This is a genomic window from Psychrobacillus sp. FSL K6-1464 (genome assembly GCF_038003145.1).
In the GTDB taxonomy this organism is placed as follows: Bacteria; Bacillota; Bacilli; order Bacillales_A; family Planococcaceae; genus Psychrobacillus; species Psychrobacillus psychrotolerans.
In genome coordinates this window covers 3,713,999-3,731,303 of record NZ_JBBOOP010000001.1, presented here as the reverse complement: position 1 = coordinate 3,731,303, position 17,305 = coordinate 3,713,999, and the positions used below count along the sequence as shown (strand labels likewise).

Genomic DNA, 17,305 nt, shown 5'->3' with positions numbered 1-17,305 from the left:
ATATTGCGTTACTATATTGTAGATGATGATCCAGCAAGTAGAATGATGCTGAGAAAAATCATAACAGATGACGAGTTAGGATTAGTAATTGGAGAAGCAGAAAATGGTGAAAAAAGCTTAGTTCCAATACTTGCTACACTTCCAGATGTAGTGCTGGTTGACTTTCTCATGCCAGATTTAGATGGCATCGAAACAATTGAAAAATTGAAAAATAGAGGATTTGAAGGTCAATTTATCATGATTTCTCAAATTGTTAATAAAGAAATGGTAGGAGAAGCTTATAAAAAAGGAATTGAATTTTTTATACATAAACCAATTAATAGGGTAGAGGTTCAAAGTATATTGCAGAAAAATGCAGAACAAAAACGATTACGGAATTCGCTTTTAACGATAAAAGAATCTTTAGCAAGCTTCAATACAATTATGCCCGCTCTAAAAAAGGTAAACGTGGGAGAATTGGTAAGTATCAAGCTTGGTGATATGGGGATAATGAGTGAGGTAGGCAGCAAGGACCTGAAAGAGATTATAGAAATGCTAGTACACGGAAACAATGAGTCGAACGTTTTTCCAGCATTAATCGATATTTATGAGTCTCTTGCGAGGAGACGGAATGCAGAAGATATAAAAAAGGAAATGAAAGCAATTGAGCAGCGGCTCCGAAGAACTATATTAGCAGCAATCCAGCATATGGCTACAATTGGTTCAATCGACTATACAAGTAGAGAATTTGAGCATTATGCACCCCGATACTTTGAATTCCAAGAAGTTCGAAGGTTGATGATTGAGGTAGGAGAGAACCGCTTTAACTCTTCCAAAATAAAGATTAATATTAAAAAGTTTCTTCAAACGTTATACGTCGAAGTATTGGAAAGTTATAAGCAAACTTAGAAGACTCTTCGTTAAGGGAATTATAATGTAGGATTTTGTAGGATTTGATAGGTTATCTTTAAAATAGTTTTAAGCTAATTTATATATGGAAAGCGCTTACAACTAGGAGGGATAGCATAATATGAAAAAGAAATTCAAGTTTACATTAGCATATCAAATATTAGTAGGTCTAATCCTAGGGATTATTGTGGGTGCAGTTTTCTTTGGAAATCCTTCAGTAGAAAAGTACTTGCAGCCAATAGGAACCATGTTTATCAATATGATTAAAATGATAGTTGTTCCTATCATTGTTTCAACTTTAATCTTAGGTGTTGCGGGAACTGGTGATATCAAACAATTAGGTAAATTGGGTGGGAAAACACTAATTTACTTTGAGCTTGTAACAACCTTCGCTATTATCATTGGATTATTTGCAGCAAACATTTTCCAACCCGGTGAAGGGATAGATATGTCAAGCCTTGCTAAAGGTGATATCGATCAATATGTTCAAACAACAGAGCAAGTCCAAAAAGAAGATCATGGGATATTAGATATAATTGTAGGAATAGTTCCTGATAATATCGTGCAAGCGATGGCGGCAGGAGAAATGCTTCCAATTATTTTCTTTTCGGTATTATTTGGGCTAGGTATTGCGGCAATCGGTGAAAAAGGAAAGCCTGTTTTAGCTTTCTTCCAGGGTACAGCAGATGCGATGTTCTGGGTCACAAATCTTATTATGAAATTTGCTCCTTTTGGCGTTTTTGCTTTAATCGGAGTAACAGTTTCTAAATTTGGTCTCGAATCCTTGTTACCGTTGGGCAAGCTAATGATTCTTGTGTACGCCACAATGATATTCTTTATAATCATTGTACTTGGAGGTATAGCAAAATTTGTTGGAATCAATATATTCCATCTACTAAAAGTACTAAAAGACGAACTTCTTTTAGCGTATTCAACGTCAAGTTCAGAAACAGTTTTACCAAAAGTAATGGAGAAGATGGAGAAATTCGGAGCACCAAAAGATATCGTATCGTTTGTAGTGCCAACAGGATATTCGTTTAACTTGGATGGTTCTACGTTGTATCAAGCAATTGCGGCAATCTTTATAGCTCAGATGTATAATATTGACTTAAGTATTTCTCAACAAATTACATTAGTACTAGTTCTAATGGTCACTTCTAAAGGTATTGCAGGAGTTCCAGGAGTTTCGTTTGTTGTGTTACTGGCAACTTTAGGAACAGTTGGTATCCCACTTGAAGGTCTAGCCTTCATCGCCGGAATTGACCGTCTTCTAGACATGGCTCGTACAGTTGTAAATGTTGTAGGAAATGCGCTAGCTACGATCGTTATGGCTAAGTGGGAAGGCCGATTCGATCAAGAAAAAGAAGAAGCGTATTATCTTTCTTTAAAGAAAACGGTGTAACATCTTTTATAGAAAAAGGTCACTATATTCTAGAGACATAACAACAAAAAAACCGGTTATCCAATTGGATGACCGGTTTTTTGTAGTCTCAGAAAAGCTCTAACGATAAATTTTAGTAATGAATGGTGTGCTTCGTTAAAGACCTGACTTGAAACTGTGCTTCAAATGTTGAGTTTTTTAAATAAACGAATTGTCTATAGATGTTGGTCTTGGAGTTTCGTCCTCGCTAATATGTTTTATGTTCGTTGTAAAGCTTAGAGCTAGGACGACAATACTTGATAAGGTTAGCAATACAATCTTCTTTTTCATTTTATAAATCCTCCCAATTATTAATAAATTTTTGTTTAAATAAAACCTGATTTGCTTTTTGATAATATATACTTGCTGCTTTAAACTTGTGATGTTTAAAAAGATAGTCTGCCAATAATATAGAATACTTTTGAACATGTCGTCCATCTTGTTCGTTTTCAAAATAACTTATAGCTTCTGTTAATACCATTTCAAGTTCTTCCGTTTGGTTAAGGTAATGACTATAAATTTCAAGGTGGTAAAAATAAGCAAAATAATTTTTTGTAGATGATTTTTCTTGAGCAATTTTTATTAATCCTTTTTGACACCATTGCAGAACCTGTTGATGGTCAGATTGCTTGGAATACTCTTTTATAATAGATAAAGTTGTTAGTAAGTATCCTTCCGCATTACAGTCTTCTTCTTTAATTTTTAAACTAAGCTTATAAAACTCTATTGCTTTTTCAGGACACCCTTGAATGGCATATAAGGACCCTAGGTTTTGGTAAATCACCTCCTCATAGTTAATCAATTTATAGTCTTTCGCAAGCTTTGCCGCTAAATAATAGTTCTTTTCCGCTTCTTGAAATTGTCTCATTTTTTTATAGGCAATTCCTATAACAATGTAATTATCAATAGCTCTTTCGAATAACAGATTATCTTTATAGTAAAGTAGTGATTTGGAAGCGTAATTAATTGCATTAAAAAATTCATTACATTTTGAGTACGTTAAACTAAGTACATTATAGAAATCAGCTAATTCCCATTCTTCAATACTCCCTTTATTTAAGTGTCCTAATGAAAGCTCTAACCGGTTTAATGCAGCTTGGTAATTCCCCTCTAAATAACTATAAATCCCCAAATTCAAATTAAGAATAAACTTTGTTTTCTCGTCTATCTCGTCTTTTATTTGTACAATTGCCTTATAGATTGACTGCAGGTTTTCCTTCTTCTCATCTAGTATTAACAGTAGACGGAAGAGGTAAAGTTGATAACTGTAATAATTATTTAGTTGTAAAAAGTGTAGTTTTTCGTCGGTGTATTTCTGTAAAGCTCCCCTTATAAAGTTTTTATCTCTCTTCAAAACTCCTATTTTGTATAATTCGGATAGGGATGTAATCACTTTATTTTCCTTTTCACTGGACACTTGATCTATTTCTATATCTAGTTTTTTGAGTAATAAATTTACTACTTCTTCACTTGGAACCGTTAAACTATTTTCTATTTTACTTAAATAGGATGTAGAGCAGATTCCTTTGGCCAATGTGGTTTGTTTCATACTTTGGTCTATTCTTTCTGATTTTATTATATGACCTATACTACTCATTTTCTTCACCCCTTATGAATTAGTAATGTACTAATTCTTGAAATAATCTAAATATCCTTTTTCAATCGTTCGACCAAAAACGACTACTAAATTGTAGAAAGACTTATTATATTGTAGAGATTTGTAGAATATTGATACAATAATTATCCGAATTGATTTAGAAGTAGTAAATTTTCATTAAAATAGGAAAATAGGTTGAGTTATATAGTAATAAGGGAAGAACTCAGGTAATGTTTCCCAACCTTTAATTATTCTAAATATAACAAAAATTTAGTATAATTAAATAAAATATTAATAAAAAGGAGGAAGAAGATCAACGTGAGATAAAATTGTTTTTGGACAAGTAAGTTTTAGCAATACAACAGTCATACTTTAATTGGTTTTACTCAACGGGAATATCAATTGTTTGGGAATGGTAAATAAAAGGGAAAGGGGGGTACACATGATTGGGGAGGAAAACATCGTACAATTAATTGGAAACTTTGGATTTCCTATTGTAGTCACTATTTATTTATTACATCGCTTTGAAAATAAAATAGACTCTCTCGAAAATACCATTCACAATATAGCAAATGTTGTAAACAATAGTATAGAAAAAAGAAAGTGAACATGTAACAAGAAGGATTGAATTCCTGTTGATAATATAGATTAAAATTATTCTTTTAAAGGTAAGCTAAGCTTATTTTCACTAACTATAATTTTCTTCTAAGAAAATGCTAGAAGTGAAAAGTAATCCATCCTGAGTAATAACTCAAAAATGGATTACTTTTTTAATGTGAATAAGGGGAACTACTGTTATGCAATATAATCCTCTTTGGGGATATCGTCGGCAGCACCTTTATTGTAATATTTTCCTTTTGTTAATACTGCTATAAAAACAGTAAGAATTGCTGCTAAAATAGCTGCAAAGAAAGCAGCGGTACTTTGTAAAAATGAACCCATATAACCTAATGCTGCAAATGTACCTATGCCACTAGCAACGATTAAAGAAACAACTCCAACAGGATTCCATTTGTAGAGAAATTCTTGTCGAGCCTCATAATAACCATTCCCAATTTTCAAAGCTTTTTTAACGACCAATGCATCGGTCACCAATATAGCTGCCCATGATAGTAAAAATACACCTTGAAATGTCATAGCTGTATCTAAATGATCTACAATACCACCGAGCATTAGAATTATTGCAGTAATTGCACTTACAACCACCCAAAATCTACGTCCAGGTGTAAATTTAAAAATGTTTTCAAAGAAGTTTGATAGCGATAGGGAACTACTATATATGTTAGTAATATTTATACGTAGTTGAGTTAGCATCGTGAATAATGCTCCACCAATACCTAGAAGCATTACAATATAAACTCCTGGATTTGGTTCACCTAAGCGAACACCAAACCAAATACCAAGACCCCCCATAATACCGAAGCAGAAAATCTGTGGAATAAAACCGATTGCCACCGAACCAATTTTAATATCTTTTGGTTTTAGAAAACGAGCATAATCAGATGCTAGTAGGGCTGTTAGACCCATTATTCCATGTTGAACACCTATGCAAAGGAGTAAGGCTTGTCCTCCAACTTGAACGCCTTCAGGTAAATAAGTCCAAAAAGGTCCTTCAAATACGGAAGGTTTATAAAATGATATAACAACTGCTGTTATTAAGAAAACTACAAATATAGGTAGAGACCACTTTTGTAACTTATCTAGTTGTTTAATTCCAAACCAGTTTAAAGGTATAACGATAAAACCGAAGAAAATGATTAATGCCCATTCTTGTAGGTTAGGGAAGAAGGTGTGAACCGCGGATACTAAAATGAGTCCTTCAAATGCACAATACATAATAAAGTTTGTCGCGTAGAGGAACGATGTTAGGGAAGCACCTATATAGCCAAAACCACCGCCTCTGGATAATAAATTGACATTCATACCAGATTTCGCGGATAAGTAAGCAATGAAGGTTCCTAATATACCGGCAACTACTATTGCATAAATCGAGGAGATAATAGCATTTAGTGCTCCAAATTGCAGAGCCATTACACTACCCATTTGAAAGTAAAAAATGGCAGTGGCTATGCCGAATGTAATATTGGTTATACTTAACCAACCCATATTTCTTTGGCTACGGGGTACCTTTTCTAATGAATAATCTGAGTCCATTTGTTCTGTTACTTTGTGATCTGTAGTTTGGACAGATCTCATAATATCATTCTCCTTTTAATAAATAATTACCAATGTAAGTAGACACATTAATAACTAAATTCTCATTGTTTTTATATTTCCCCCATTAATTATAACATATACCTAGCTAAGTATTAATACTGAGGCAGTTGACAGGAATATATGTATATTGTAAACTATGAAACATAATTGAATATAACCTCACTTAGTGTAGTGAGGTAGAGGCGCGATATTTAACAGTCCTTAGTGGAGTTTGAGAAGCTACGATGCTAGGGAGAAGGAAATGTCGCCGAAGTTTGTAATATTACTCGTTATTACTTGCTGGGTCTGTAGTTAATAATTGCAGGACTGTCCACTATAAACATCCCGGTTTATAATGGTGTGCTATCTCATTTGGGAAAAGTAGAGGACCTAGGGCAACTATACATATTGCGACCTGAGTTCATCTCAGGTCTTTTTTTGTACAAGTTGTCTTTTTTTATAGGCAAGAACATATATTGATAAAAAGGGAGAAATTAGAATGAAAAAAAGATTAGCATTTTTAACGATATTAGCATCTATTACATTGTTTTTAGCGGCATGTGGAACGTCTGATAAAGAGACTTCGGGATCTTCCTCAGCTAAAGATACGGCTGATACATTTACAGTAGGCTTAGAAGCAGGTTATGCACCTTTTAACTGGACTCAACTAGACGATTCCAATGGTGGAGTGAAGATTGATGGAAACGCAGAGTATGCTGGTGGATATGATGTGGAAATTGCTAAACGTATTGCGGATGGATTAGGAAAGGAACTAGTTATCGTTAAAACAGAGTGGGATGGGCTTGTGCCATCATTGCAATCAGACAAAATTGATGCAATTATAGCGGGAATGTCACCTACAGAAGAGCGTAAAGAAACAATCGACTTTTCGGAAAACTACTATACTTCCAACTTTGTTATGGTAGTGAAAAAAGGTGGAGCTTTTGAAGGGGCTACTTCTATTCAAGACTTTAGTGGTGCTAAAATTACAGGTCAGTTAAATACTTCTCACTATGGTGTAATTGATCAAATCAAAGATGTGCAAAAACAACCAGCATCTGATAATTTCTCTGCAATGCGTGTAGCATTAGAATCTGGAGTTATTGATGGTTATGTGTCTGAACGTCCAGAAGGAATTAGTGCTTCTTCCGCTAATGCCAACTTTGCAATGGTTGAATTTACGGATGGATTTAAAGCGGCAGAAGAGGATACAGCAGTAGCAGTAGGCTTAAAAAAAGATAGTAAATTAACAGAAGATATTAATAAAATTTTAGCGGAAATTTCTGAAGAAGAAAGACAAGAAATTATGGATGCTGCTATCAATAACCAACCAGCGGCAGAATAAGGGTGAAGTGATACCGGCTGCATCTTTTTGCAGTCGGTTTTTATATGGAATATATGCTTTCTAATTATTAACTATCTAGCTCCAGACGCCAGCAGCGTCTGCGACTTTTCTAAGAAAGGAGGGAAATGTATGAGCATTGAATATATTATTTCTATGATTACTAATAACTGGCCGATGTTCCTTCGTGGAGCAGGAATGACATTATTAATATCAATTATTGGTACAATTTTTGGTGCAGTTATTGGCTTGCTAGCAGGGGTTATTCGTACAATTCCTAAACCTGAAAGAAAAATGAAACGTATTTTGTTAAAAGTAGTAAATCTAATACTTTCTGCATATATTGAGTTTTTTAGAGGAACTCCGATGATCGTACAGGCCATGGTAATATTCTATGGATCTGCGCTTGCTTTTGGGATAGATATGGACCGTACAACAGCAGCAATATTCATCGTTTCGATCAACACGGGTGCATATATGGCAGAAATTGTACGGGGCGGTGTTATTTCCATTGATAAGGGGCAATTCGAAGCTGCACAAGCAATTGGTATGAATCATGTTCAAACAATGTGGAGTGTTGTTCTACCTCAAGTCATCCGAAATATTTTACCAGCAACAGGAAATCAATTTATCATTAATATTAAAGATACGTCTGTCTTGAATGTAATAGGTGTTACGGAACTATATTTTCAAGCGAAAACAGTTGCAGGTATAAGCTTTAAATACTTTGAACCATTCTTTATAGCATGTATTTTGTATTTCGTCATGACGTTTACAGTAACATTAATATTACGATATATAGAGAGAAGATTAGACGGCCCGGAAAACTACAGTATGATTGGTCAGCCGCCACCGCAACTTATGTTACCTAAAAATAATGCGAATATCGATTAAACGAAGGAGGAGAAATCTATGGGAAATGTCATCGAAGTTCAACATTTAAGTAAATCCTTCGGAAATCATGAGGTCTTAAGAGACATAGATTTTTCAGTGAACAAAGGAGAGGTTATTTGCATCATCGGTTCCTCTGGATCAGGAAAATCTACTTTACTTCGTTGTATAAATTTGTTGGAAAAGCCTAGTGGCGGTCAAATTATTTATCGTGGAGAGAATATTTTAGATGAAAAACATGATATCCATGCCTACCGAAAAAAGTTAGGAATGGTTTTTCAACAGTTCAACTTATTTAATAACCATAATGCGTTAAACAATTGTATGGTAGGTCAAGTAAAGGTATTAAAACGTTCTAAAGAGGATGCCGAAAAGATTGCGTTAAAATACTTAAAAGTAGTGGGAATGGATCATTATGTAAATGCCAAGCCTAAGCAACTATCAGGTGGTCAAAAGCAACGTGTCGCTATAGCAAGAGCACTTTCCATGGAACCGGATGTCATGTTATTTGATGAACCTACCTCCGCACTGGATCCAGAAATGGTTGGAGAGGTATTAAAAGTGATGAAAGAGTTAGCAAGTACGGGACTTACAATGTTAATAGTGACACATGAAATGGAGTTTGCTAAAGAAGTAGCCGATCGGGTTGTTTTTATGGATAAAGGCGTAATTGCTGAGGAGGGACCTCCAGAACAAATTTTCAACAACCCGAGGGAAGAAAGAACTAAAACATTTTTAAAACGAACATTAAGTTAATAACAGTATGGAGGAATCGAAAGGTGGACCTTTTCAATCTGATAAAAAAAGAACGAGAATACTGGCTTGTGGATCAACATAAAGTATCCGATATTCCAAATATAGATTATTTAGTTGCGTTCGATCAATTATTAACAGAGTGGAAAGAACAAAATGTAGCATATCTATCCCTTCTGATGGATGAAGAAAATGAGGATTGGCTTTTAAAGCGTCGGTTCAAAAAAGTGTCGTCTATTGTAGAGTACACAAAGACACTACAAGGACCATTTAAAAATACTAGTGATTTTCAAGTAGATGCTCTCTCTGAGAGTCAAGTTACGGATTCTGATTTTGCTAGATTGTATGATGCATGTAGGAGTGGCTCAGCGAACAAGAATAAGCTGTTTTCTATCAGTCAAATAATGGAGTCATTAGAACTTGAATTAGGTACTAATTGGCGAGATCAATGTTTTATCTTTTCTCAAAATGGCAGAAACTACGGTATTAATATTCCTCATATTGAACAAGGCACGACAGAAGAAGGTAGAATGTTTTACTTTGGGGTAGTTCCAGAGCAACGTCAAAAAGGATATGGAAAGATATTTCATGCTATTTCTTTAGAGCTTTTGAAAACATTAGGTGCCAAGATATATGTAGGGAGTACAGACACAGGAAATGCCCCTATGAGACGGATTTTTGAAACAAATGGATGTATATTACGAGATATAAAGGGGATTTACCGAATAGACATGAAAAAAGTGGATGAACTCAGAAGATGAGTCCTCCACTTTTATTTTAGTTTTTGGAAATTGCTTCTATTGAAGCGGCAACTTTAGAAATGATTAATTCATTACCTAAAAGTGGAGATTCTTTAGAAGCTTCAGGAGAGCCAGACTCGGGACGTTTATGCGATTCTTTGAAGAGATCACTGTCTTTCCATGCTTGGAAGTTTTCTTCTTTCTCCCAGTACATATTTACATTCATTTCATCATATTCAGTTGGTCCTTGAGTAATAGCGACCTCTACTTTGATGAAGCCTTCCATTTCTTGAAGGGGGCTTGGTTTTGTGAAATTTGGAGCCATTTTTTCTGCAAATCCTGGTTTGGTTTTGATGCGATTCGTTACAATAATCATTGTACATTCTCCTTTCTTATTAGATAAAGTTAGTATAGCATTCCTTTTTTCTTATTCCTACAAAGAGCATTTACCTCTATTGTTCTACTGCTTCCTCTTGATAAACTGGGACCCACCCCTCTGTTGTTACAAATATGCGTACAGCAACAACTTTACGGTCCTCTGATAATGTGAAGTAATGTGTAATATTCTCAGGCACAGATATCAAATCACCAGGTGAAAGATGAACTTCAAAGTAGCGTTCATCCTTGCCTTGTATGATGAAGACACCGTGACCACTTACAATATAACGAACTTCATCGTCGGTATGAAGGTGTTTGCGTTCGAAATTTTTTAATAGTTCGTCTAAGTTTGGGTTCGAATCTGAAAGAGAGATAATATCGGCCGCTTGATAGCCACGGCGACTAGAGATATCATCTATTTCAATTTGGAAGGCTTGGAGAATCTCTTGCTTTTCTCCGTCGCTTAAGTCAAATTTTTCACGAAGGTTTTCTGGTAGTTTGTTAATATCCCAATGCTCATAAATTACTTCTTGGTTCTCTAAAAATGCTGCTACTTCTTTTTGCTCTTTAATTGTTTCATTTGTTCCTTGAATTTTAATAATAGCCATTAACAATCTTCCTTTCTATTTTGAGTGTATTTGATGTAGTGCTAATTGATACTGAAATAAAAATTCGCAAGCTTCAAGTAATTTTTTTGCCTCAAATCCATCTTTTCCCCAAACAGTTATTCCGTGATTTCGAATGAGTATAACTCCCTTGTCTGCAGAAATATACGGTGTAAACTCTTCTGCAAGCTTTGGTATATGGGCGTAGTTAGGGATAATGGGTATCGATAGTATGGCATCCTCTTCCCACATTCCAAAAGCTTTAATAAGTTCAATACCTTGAAAATCCACTGAACCTTTGTCACCATATAATTCGGAAATAACGTTATTTGCAACTGTATGGATGTGTAAGCTACAACCTGCATTTGTTTCGCGATATATTGCACAGTGTAATAATGTTTCGGCTGATGGAGTTAAATGTGTATTTTCGACTGGGTTTCCATCTGCATCAACAAGTAAAAAATCCTCTGCTGTTCTCTTTTTTTTATCTTTTCCGCTTGCTGTCACTAAGAACTCCATAGGATTATCATGTACTTTAATAGCAAGATTACCGCTCGTCCCCATAAACCAATCCCGTACGGCTAATTCATCTTTTATGTCTGCAAGTTCTTCCCATTTATCTTGTAAAGTCATACTTCCACACCTAACTTTGCGTCAATAATTTTTATCACATCGTGGAAGTTCTCAAAAGGTTCATAGGGAATATTCAATTCATCGCATTTTTCGATTAAGAAATCCCTCGCAATAACGACATTACCTAATTTTGCTGCTTCAAGATCAGTGATGGAATCCCCAATCACAACGCTCACAGCATCTTGGTCAAGAAGGGTACGAATAATAGAGGGTTTACAGCAACCACAGCCTTGGCTAGTACATCGATCATCACAGCTATACGGAAACTCAATGTGAATTGTATCCTTGGAAAATTCGGATGTATTACAATAGACTCCTGCAAATGGCCCGAATGGTTCTAGTAGCTTGTGGACAAAAAAGTCTATGCCGCCACTTACGATGTAGAGTGGTATGTTGTGTTTTTTTGCATAGGAGACAAATTCACTAAACCCATCACGGATGACTGCCTGCTTAAGCACAAAAGAGATAATGTCATCTTTTGACTCAACAGGAAGGAGTGTGAACATTTTTGCTACACCATCTTGTATGGAAATTCGTTGTCCTAAAATATCATCTTTAATCGATGTCCATTCTTGTGGAGCAAACTCTTTCATGATTGCCATAATGTTATCCTGATTGGTAATAGTTCCATCGAAGTCACAAAAAACTACAAGATTACTCATATTATCACCTCCATAATTCAAGTGCTGTGTTTAATTCACAATGGGTTTTAGCTGCTTCTTCTAATGGAATACCTTCCAAAACAGCCGATACTGCCTGTCTAAAAGCCAAACCTCCTCCGGTTGCACCGGCCGGATGACCGTGTACTCCACCCCCGGCATTAATGATGCTGTCGATTCCATAGTCATTCATTAACAGTGGTACGAGACCAGGGTGAATGCCTGCAGAAGGCACCGGAAAGCTTTGTTTTACTTCACTAGGCTTTGTTAGTTCTTTCCCTAAAGAAAGAGCTACAGATTTTTCAAGTGCAACACTGCCATAAGGAGAAGGGAATAATGAAAAATCTGCTCCTGCATAGCGGGTAAGTTTACCAAGAACAAGTGCCGTGGAAACTCCATAAAATCCTGAGGACGTGAATGCTCCGCTATAAGCCGGATGAGCCATGAGTGGTAATTGAATCTCTTCGTCCTCTGCTAACTCCTGAAGAACGTCTAAACCGTATGCATGAACATTAAATAAGAGTGCATCTGCTCCAAGTTCCCGTGCTTTTTTGGCCTTGTCCTTTAGTTTGAATGTACGTCCCGACAAATTTACTGCGTATAGAGTACGATGACCAGTTTCTTCATAGACTTGTCTTAATACCTCTCGACCAGTAGTGATACGTGTTTCAAACGAAGTGAGTGGATTGTCAAATAGGATTTCGTCATCTTTTACAAGGTCAACTCCACCAAGTGCTTGTTGCTTAAGTTGTTGCGCTAGGTACTCGATATCTCTTCCAATGACACCTTTGAAGATACTCATGATGAGTGGACGTTCATAAACTCCCAATCTTTCTCGGATACCTTGAATGCCGAAGCGAGGGCCAGGGAAATGGGATAATATATTTGTGTCAAATTCTAAATCCAATAATTTTACTTCTCCATCCAAAGATAGTTTGCCGAAAACGGTAGTTAAAATTGCTGGTATATCTGCTGAAAAATTTGCGGCAGGATAGAATACTTTAATTTCTCCTTTAATTCTTTCCGGATGAATGGGGTGAAGAATATTTTCAAATTCAGTAACCGATCGTACAGTTCCTTTATGTTTTTTTAGCTGTTCCTGTTCTAAAAAAGCTAAATTGGTCCAAGAACCAATAGTCAATCCAAGGGCAATATCATCCGCTTTTTTTTCAAAAGAACCAGACTTTCCGTATAGTTGATAGTGCGCAGTAATTCCACTCATTTTTTCACTCCTAATATTAGAAAAGCGTAAGTGCCTAGGCGCTAGAGCTAGACAGATAATATAAAAAACCTCTTCAAATAAGAAGAGGTTAATAGCTTAACAACTTCTTATCTCTCAGCCATTTGACTGCAAGAATTAGCACCGTGTTCATAATTGAATCGGTTGCCGGGTATCATAGGGCTTGTCCCTCCACCTGCTCTAAATAAGAAAAAATATTCAGTTTGTATTTAATAAATTATATTGATTATTCCATGCATTAAAAATTCTGTCAACAAGAAATTGAAAAATTATCATTATTCAAAATTGTATTGACATAGCTTTTTCTAATATGCTAGGATTCTAAACAAACATCATAGTTGTACCGCACTCTTATCAAGAGCAGGCAGAGGGATAATGGCCCGATGACGCCCAGCAACCGACCGTAATACCGTTGTGAGACGGGGCGCTTTATGCGCCGGAATGTAAAATTCCGTAAGGCACGGTGCTAATTCCATCAGAAAGTTTACTTTCTGAGAGATAAGAGGTTCAGAATCTCTTATTCTAAGCCTCTTTCTTTTGGAAAGAGGTTTTTTATTTTGTAAATGAGAGGACGATCATAATGGCGGTAGTAGCAATGAAAGAATATGAATCATTAACTAAAGAAACGGTAATTTCACTGGCGATAGAGTTATCATTATTTTCTAGCGAAGCTCCATTAGTTTGCGAAGAGATTGGTGATGGAAATCTAAATTATGTATTCCGTGTAACAGATGGATCCGGTGAGAAAGGCATTATTATTAAACAGGCCTTACCCTATGCAAAGGTCATCGGGGAGAGTTGGCCACTTACTTTGAAAAGGGCAAAGATCGAAGCTAGTGCATTACAAAAACATGGAGAATACGCAGTTGGATTAGTCCCAAAAGTTTATGCAACTGATGAAAGCTTAGCAATCACAATCATGGAAGATCTGTCTCATCTTGAAATAGTTCGTGAGGGCTTGATAAAAGGAAAGTCCTATCCTAAATTATCAACCGATATTGGCGAATATCTAGCCTTAACACTTTTCAATACTTCTGACTTTGCACTCCACCCCTTTGAAAAAAAGTCACTTGTTGTAGAATTTTCTAACCCCGAGCTATGTAAGATCACAGAAGACTTAATCTTTACAGATCCTTTTTTTGATCATGAAACAAATGACTTTGAGCCAGCATTACAAGCAGAAGTGGAAGCTATTTGGAATAACAACTTGTTGAAATTGGAAGTAGCCAAGCTAAAAAGAAGTTTTTTGACGGAAGCCGAAGCTTTGTTACATGGGGATCTTCATACCGGAAGTATATTTGCGAGTGAAGCGGAAACGAAAGTAATTGACCCGGAATTTGCATTTTACGGCCCAATTGGATTTGATATTGGCTTATTTTTGGGGAACTTAATAGTTCAATCCTTTACGCGTCAAGATGACCAACGGGATGCTATACATACCCATATACAGAATACATGGAACACATTTTGCGCTAAATTTTCAGAGTGTTGGAAAAAAGGGGAGTCCGATTTATATAAAAGTATAGAAGGCTATGAGGCATTTGTGCTAGAAAAAATATTCCATGATTCCGTAGGGTTTGCAGGCTGTGAGCTAATTCGTAGAACGATTGGACTAGCACATGTGAAAGACTTAGATAGTATTGAAAACCATGAGCAACGAATTTTAACCAAAAAACAAACGCTTAAAGCTGGAGAAAGGCTAATAGTGAGTCGTCATGAAATAAACTCAATAGATGCTGTAATTGAGCTGTTAGGAGAAATTCAATAATGAATGTTCCATTATCGATTAAGTGGGAAGGTAAGCAGTTAATAATTTTAGATCAACAGAAACTTCCCCATGAAATTATCTATATAACACTAGAAAATATGAAAGAAGTTCACGATGCAATTATTACTCTGAAAGTTCGTGGAGCTCCAGCCATTGGAATTACGGCAGCGTATGGATTAGCTATTGAGGCGCAGAGTTATCAAACAAATTCAATGATAGATTTTCTAGAATACTTAAAAAGAGATGCAGCATACTTGGGTGAATCTCGACCTACTGCTGTCAACTTGGTTTGGGCACTTGACCGTTTGTTGAAAGCAGCGAGTCCAATAGATAGTGTTTCGGATGCAAAGCAGATTCTAATTGAAGAAGCAAAAATAATTCACAAGGAAGATGAGGAGTCCTGTCAAAGTATCGGCGAGTTTGCACTCTCTCTACTTGAAGATAAAACGAAGGTAATGACGATTTGTAATGCTGGTTCTATAGCCACCGCTAAGTATGGTACTGCTTTAGCTCCTTTTCATCTAGGGAAGGAACGTGGAAAAGAATTTGAAGTGTTTGCATGTGAAACTCGACCTGTCTTTCAGGGCGCCCGTTTAACAGCATGGGAACTGCAACAATCAGGTGTCGATGTGACGCTCATAACAGATAGTATGGCTGCACATACGATAGGCGCAAAGGGAATAGAAGCAATTATCGTTGGAGCAGATCGGATAGCAAAAAATGGAGACACAGCAAACAAAATAGGAACCCTAAACTTAGCAATTCTTGCATCTGTATTTGGAATTCCATTTTATGTGGCTGCACCGTCCTCTACATTCGATTTGTCCATAAATAATGGAGAAGAAATTCCAATAGAGGAAAGGAAAGTAGAGGAAATTATTAATATTAACGGCAAAGCTATTACCCCATCAAACACAAAAGTATTTAACCCTGCTTTTGATGTGACACCAGCTAAATATATCACTGCCATAATTACAGAAATAGGTATTATTTATCCAAACTATCTTGAAAATATTTCAACTCAAATAGTCGATTCAATTGAAAAGGAGAAGGATTATGAAAACAAATAAGTACTGGTTAATATTTACGGTTTTAGTAATAGCGGTTTTACTCGCTGCATGTCAGCCAAAAGCTGAAGGAGAAACAACTAAGTCATCTAGCTCTAACGGTGATGCCAAGGCTAAAGAAAATCCGTTAGCCGGCAAGAAAATTGCATTAGTTATGCAACAAAATTTAGGGACATTTTCAGCTCAATATATTGAAGGGGTAAAGGAGCAAGTAGAGAATTTTGGAGGAACAGTAACGGTGTTTACTTCTGAAGGAGATTTATCTAAAATGGCGTCCAATTTGGATGCCGCTGTGAATCAAGGAGTTGACGGTATTTTAATAGATCATGGCACAAAAGAATCACTGAACCAAGGAGTTGAGAATGCGGTTGCAAAGGGAATTCCGGTTGTCGCATTTGATGCGGGAGTAGAAGTTGAGGGAGTAACCTCTTTAGAACAAGGCGATGAAAAAATGGCTCAAATGACACTAGAAAAACTAGCGGAAGATTCAAATGGGAAAGCCAATATCGTGAAAATATGGGTAGCGGGTTTTGCTCCAATGGAAAGACGACAAGTAGCATATGAGAATTTTCTAGGAGAGAATCCAGGGATAAAAGAAATTGCCACATTCGGTGCAGCAACGCAAAATACAGCTTTAGATACCCAGTCACAAATGGAAGCGGTATTAAAGCAGTATCCCAACAAAGGTGAAATCACCGCTGTTTGGGCTGCTTGGGACGAGTTTGCCAAAGGTGCAGTTCGGGCGATAGAGCAAGCGGGACGTACAGATATTAAGGTATATAGTATCGATATGAGTGATGAAGATTTACAGATGATTCAAAATGAGAATAGTCCCTGGGTTGCCTCGGCAGCAGTGGATCCTAAGGATATCGGCCGTATTCAAGTTCGTTATTTATATCAAAAAATAAGCGGAGGCAATGTAGAAGAAAAAGTAGTATTAGAACCAGTTTTTGTAGAAGCATCTAAATTGCCGAAAGAAACAGTAACAACTAATGAACTCAGTGATCATATTGAAGGTTGGGGAGCAAGTGATCAAGGTTACACAGATGAATTAAAAGGATTAGAGGAAAACAGATAACTTAAAAGAATTTAAGCTGTCCTGTTTAATGGGACAGCTTTTTTCAGAAA

At 36.2% G+C, this 17,305-nt stretch carries 18 protein-coding genes and 3 riboswitches; of the genes, 10 read left to right on the top strand and 8 right to left on the bottom strand.

Translation table 11 applies throughout. From position 1 onward, the window contains the following. The first annotated feature begins 3 nt into the window (after window positions 1–3). Window positions 4–888, top strand: coding sequence for a response regulator (locus MKX39_RS19265; protein WP_340771224.1), 885 nt, complete (start codon window positions 4–6; stop codon window positions 886–888). Between the two features lie 121 nt (window positions 889–1,009). Beyond that, window positions 1,010–2,290, top strand: a complete 1,281-nt coding sequence (gene gltP, locus MKX39_RS19260; protein WP_093537968.1) for a glutamate/aspartate:proton symporter GltP — start codon at window positions 1,010–1,012, stop codon at window positions 2,288–2,290. Between the two features lie 177 nt (window positions 2,291–2,467). Here the strand turns inward: gltP and MKX39_RS19255 are convergent, their stop codons facing one another. Together MKX39_RS19255 and MKX39_RS19250 are read right to left on the bottom strand one after the other, a co-directional pair. Continuing rightward, entirely contained in the window at window positions 2,468–2,599 is a 132-nt protein-coding gene (locus MKX39_RS19255) for a hypothetical protein (protein ID WP_281249759.1), read from the bottom strand. A 1-nt stretch (window position 2,600) separates the two neighbouring features. Beyond that, window positions 2,601–3,905 carry a helix-turn-helix domain-containing protein gene (locus tag MKX39_RS19250; protein WP_340764237.1) on the bottom strand — a complete coding sequence of 435 codons (1,305 nt, stop codon included), beginning with the start codon at window positions 3,903–3,905 and terminating at the stop codon, window positions 2,601–2,603. Window positions 3,906–4,347: 442 nt separating this feature from the next. Here MKX39_RS19250 and MKX39_RS19245 point away from each other — a divergent pair, with 442 nt between their 5' ends. Continuing rightward, window positions 4,348–4,512 (top strand): YvrJ family protein, encoded by a 165-nt coding sequence (locus tag MKX39_RS19245; RefSeq protein WP_093062371.1) that lies wholly within the window; start codon window positions 4,348–4,350, stop codon window positions 4,510–4,512. A 188-nt stretch (window positions 4,513–4,700) separates the two neighbouring features. Here MKX39_RS19245 and MKX39_RS19240 read toward each other — a convergent pair whose 3' ends face one another. After that, on the bottom strand, window positions 4,701–6,101 hold the full coding sequence (locus tag MKX39_RS19240; RefSeq protein ID WP_093537966.1) for a purine-cytosine permease family protein: 1,401 nt from the start codon (window positions 6,099–6,101) through the stop codon (window positions 4,701–4,703). Between the two features lie 190 nt (window positions 6,102–6,291). Beyond that, window positions 6,292–6,475, top strand: a riboswitch (Lysine riboswitch). Window positions 6,476–6,600: 125 nt separating this feature from the next. Here MKX39_RS19240 and MKX39_RS19235 point away from each other — a divergent pair. The 4 genes from MKX39_RS19235 (at window position 6,601) to MKX39_RS19220 (ending at window position 9,848) form a co-directional block, all read left to right on the top strand. Continuing rightward, window positions 6,601–7,446 (top strand): transporter substrate-binding domain-containing protein, encoded by an 846-nt coding sequence (locus tag MKX39_RS19235; RefSeq protein WP_340771220.1) that lies wholly within the window; start codon window positions 6,601–6,603, stop codon window positions 7,444–7,446. 129 nt (window positions 7,447–7,575) lie between these two features. Further along, a complete protein-coding gene (locus MKX39_RS19230; protein ID WP_340764224.1) occupies window positions 7,576–8,337 on the top strand; it encodes an amino acid ABC transporter permease in 762 nt (253 codons plus the stop codon). 18 nt (window positions 8,338–8,355) lie between these two features. Next, a complete protein-coding gene (locus MKX39_RS19225) occupies window positions 8,356–9,090 on the top strand; it encodes an amino acid ABC transporter ATP-binding protein (RefSeq protein ID WP_340764222.1) in 735 nt (244 codons plus the stop codon). 23 nt (window positions 9,091–9,113) lie between these two features. Then, window positions 9,114–9,848, top strand: a complete 735-nt coding sequence (locus MKX39_RS19220) for a hypothetical protein (protein ID WP_340771217.1) — start codon at window positions 9,114–9,116, stop codon at window positions 9,846–9,848. Between the two features lie 16 nt (window positions 9,849–9,864). Here the strand turns inward: MKX39_RS19220 and MKX39_RS19215 are convergent, their stop codons facing one another. The 5 genes from MKX39_RS19215 to mtnW all read right to left on the bottom strand — a co-directional run bounded on the left by MKX39_RS19215 (window position 9,865) and on the right by mtnW (window position 13,324). Next, window positions 9,865–10,203 carry a heme oxygenase gene (locus tag MKX39_RS19215; RefSeq protein ID WP_093537961.1) on the bottom strand — a complete coding sequence of 113 codons (339 nt, stop codon included), beginning with the start codon at window positions 10,201–10,203 and terminating at the stop codon, window positions 9,865–9,867. A gap of 76 nt (window positions 10,204–10,279) precedes the next feature. Next, the gene (locus MKX39_RS19210; protein ID WP_340764216.1) at window positions 10,280–10,813 is read right to left on the bottom strand and encodes a 1,2-dihydroxy-3-keto-5-methylthiopentene dioxygenase; all 534 of its coding nucleotides are present in this window, start codon (window positions 10,811–10,813) and stop codon (window positions 10,280–10,282) included. 15 nt (window positions 10,814–10,828) lie between these two features. After that, complete coding sequence (locus tag MKX39_RS19205) at window positions 10,829–11,443, bottom strand: methylthioribulose 1-phosphate dehydratase (RefSeq protein WP_340764214.1); 615 nt, start codon at window positions 11,441–11,443, stop codon at window positions 10,829–10,831. Continuing rightward, the gene (locus tag MKX39_RS19200; RefSeq protein WP_340771215.1) at window positions 11,440–12,105 is read right to left on the bottom strand and encodes a 2-hydroxy-3-keto-5-methylthiopentenyl-1-phosphate phosphatase; all 666 of its coding nucleotides are present in this window, start codon (window positions 12,103–12,105) and stop codon (window positions 11,440–11,442) included. Before MKX39_RS19200 ends, MKX39_RS19205 begins: the two co-directional genes overlap by 4 nt. A 4-nt stretch (window positions 12,106–12,109) precedes the next feature. Next, window positions 12,110–13,324: a 2,3-diketo-5-methylthiopentyl-1-phosphate enolase gene (mtnW, locus tag MKX39_RS19195; protein ID WP_340771212.1), complete on the bottom strand. Its 1,215-nt coding sequence runs from the start codon at window positions 13,322–13,324 to the stop codon at window positions 12,110–12,112. 104 nt (window positions 13,325–13,428) lie between these two features. Beyond that, window positions 13,429–13,533, bottom strand: a riboswitch (SAM riboswitch). A gap of 157 nt (window positions 13,534–13,690) precedes the next feature. Further along, a riboswitch (SAM riboswitch) is annotated at window positions 13,691–13,847 on the top strand. 75 nt (window positions 13,848–13,922) lie between these two features. Here mtnW and mtnK point away from each other — a divergent pair. Genes mtnK through MKX39_RS19180 form a run of 3 tightly spaced genes read left to right on the top strand, consistent with a single transcriptional unit; the run spans window position 13,923 to window position 17,255 of the window. Continuing rightward, the gene (gene mtnK / locus MKX39_RS19190) at window positions 13,923–15,110 is read left to right on the top strand and encodes an S-methyl-5-thioribose kinase (RefSeq protein ID WP_340771211.1); all 1,188 of its coding nucleotides are present in this window, start codon (window positions 13,923–13,925) and stop codon (window positions 15,108–15,110) included. After that, window positions 15,110–16,180 (top strand): S-methyl-5-thioribose-1-phosphate isomerase, encoded by a 1,071-nt coding sequence (gene mtnA, locus MKX39_RS19185; RefSeq protein ID WP_340771209.1) that lies wholly within the window; start codon window positions 15,110–15,112, stop codon window positions 16,178–16,180. The genes mtnK and mtnA overlap by 1 nt, the downstream gene beginning before the upstream one ends. Further along, window positions 16,167–17,255 carry a sugar ABC transporter substrate-binding protein gene (locus MKX39_RS19180; RefSeq protein ID WP_340771207.1) on the top strand — a complete coding sequence of 363 codons (1,089 nt, stop codon included), beginning with the start codon at window positions 16,167–16,169 and terminating at the stop codon, window positions 17,253–17,255. The genes mtnA and MKX39_RS19180 overlap by 14 nt, the downstream gene beginning before the upstream one ends. Window positions 17,256–17,305 lie beyond the last annotated feature (50 nt).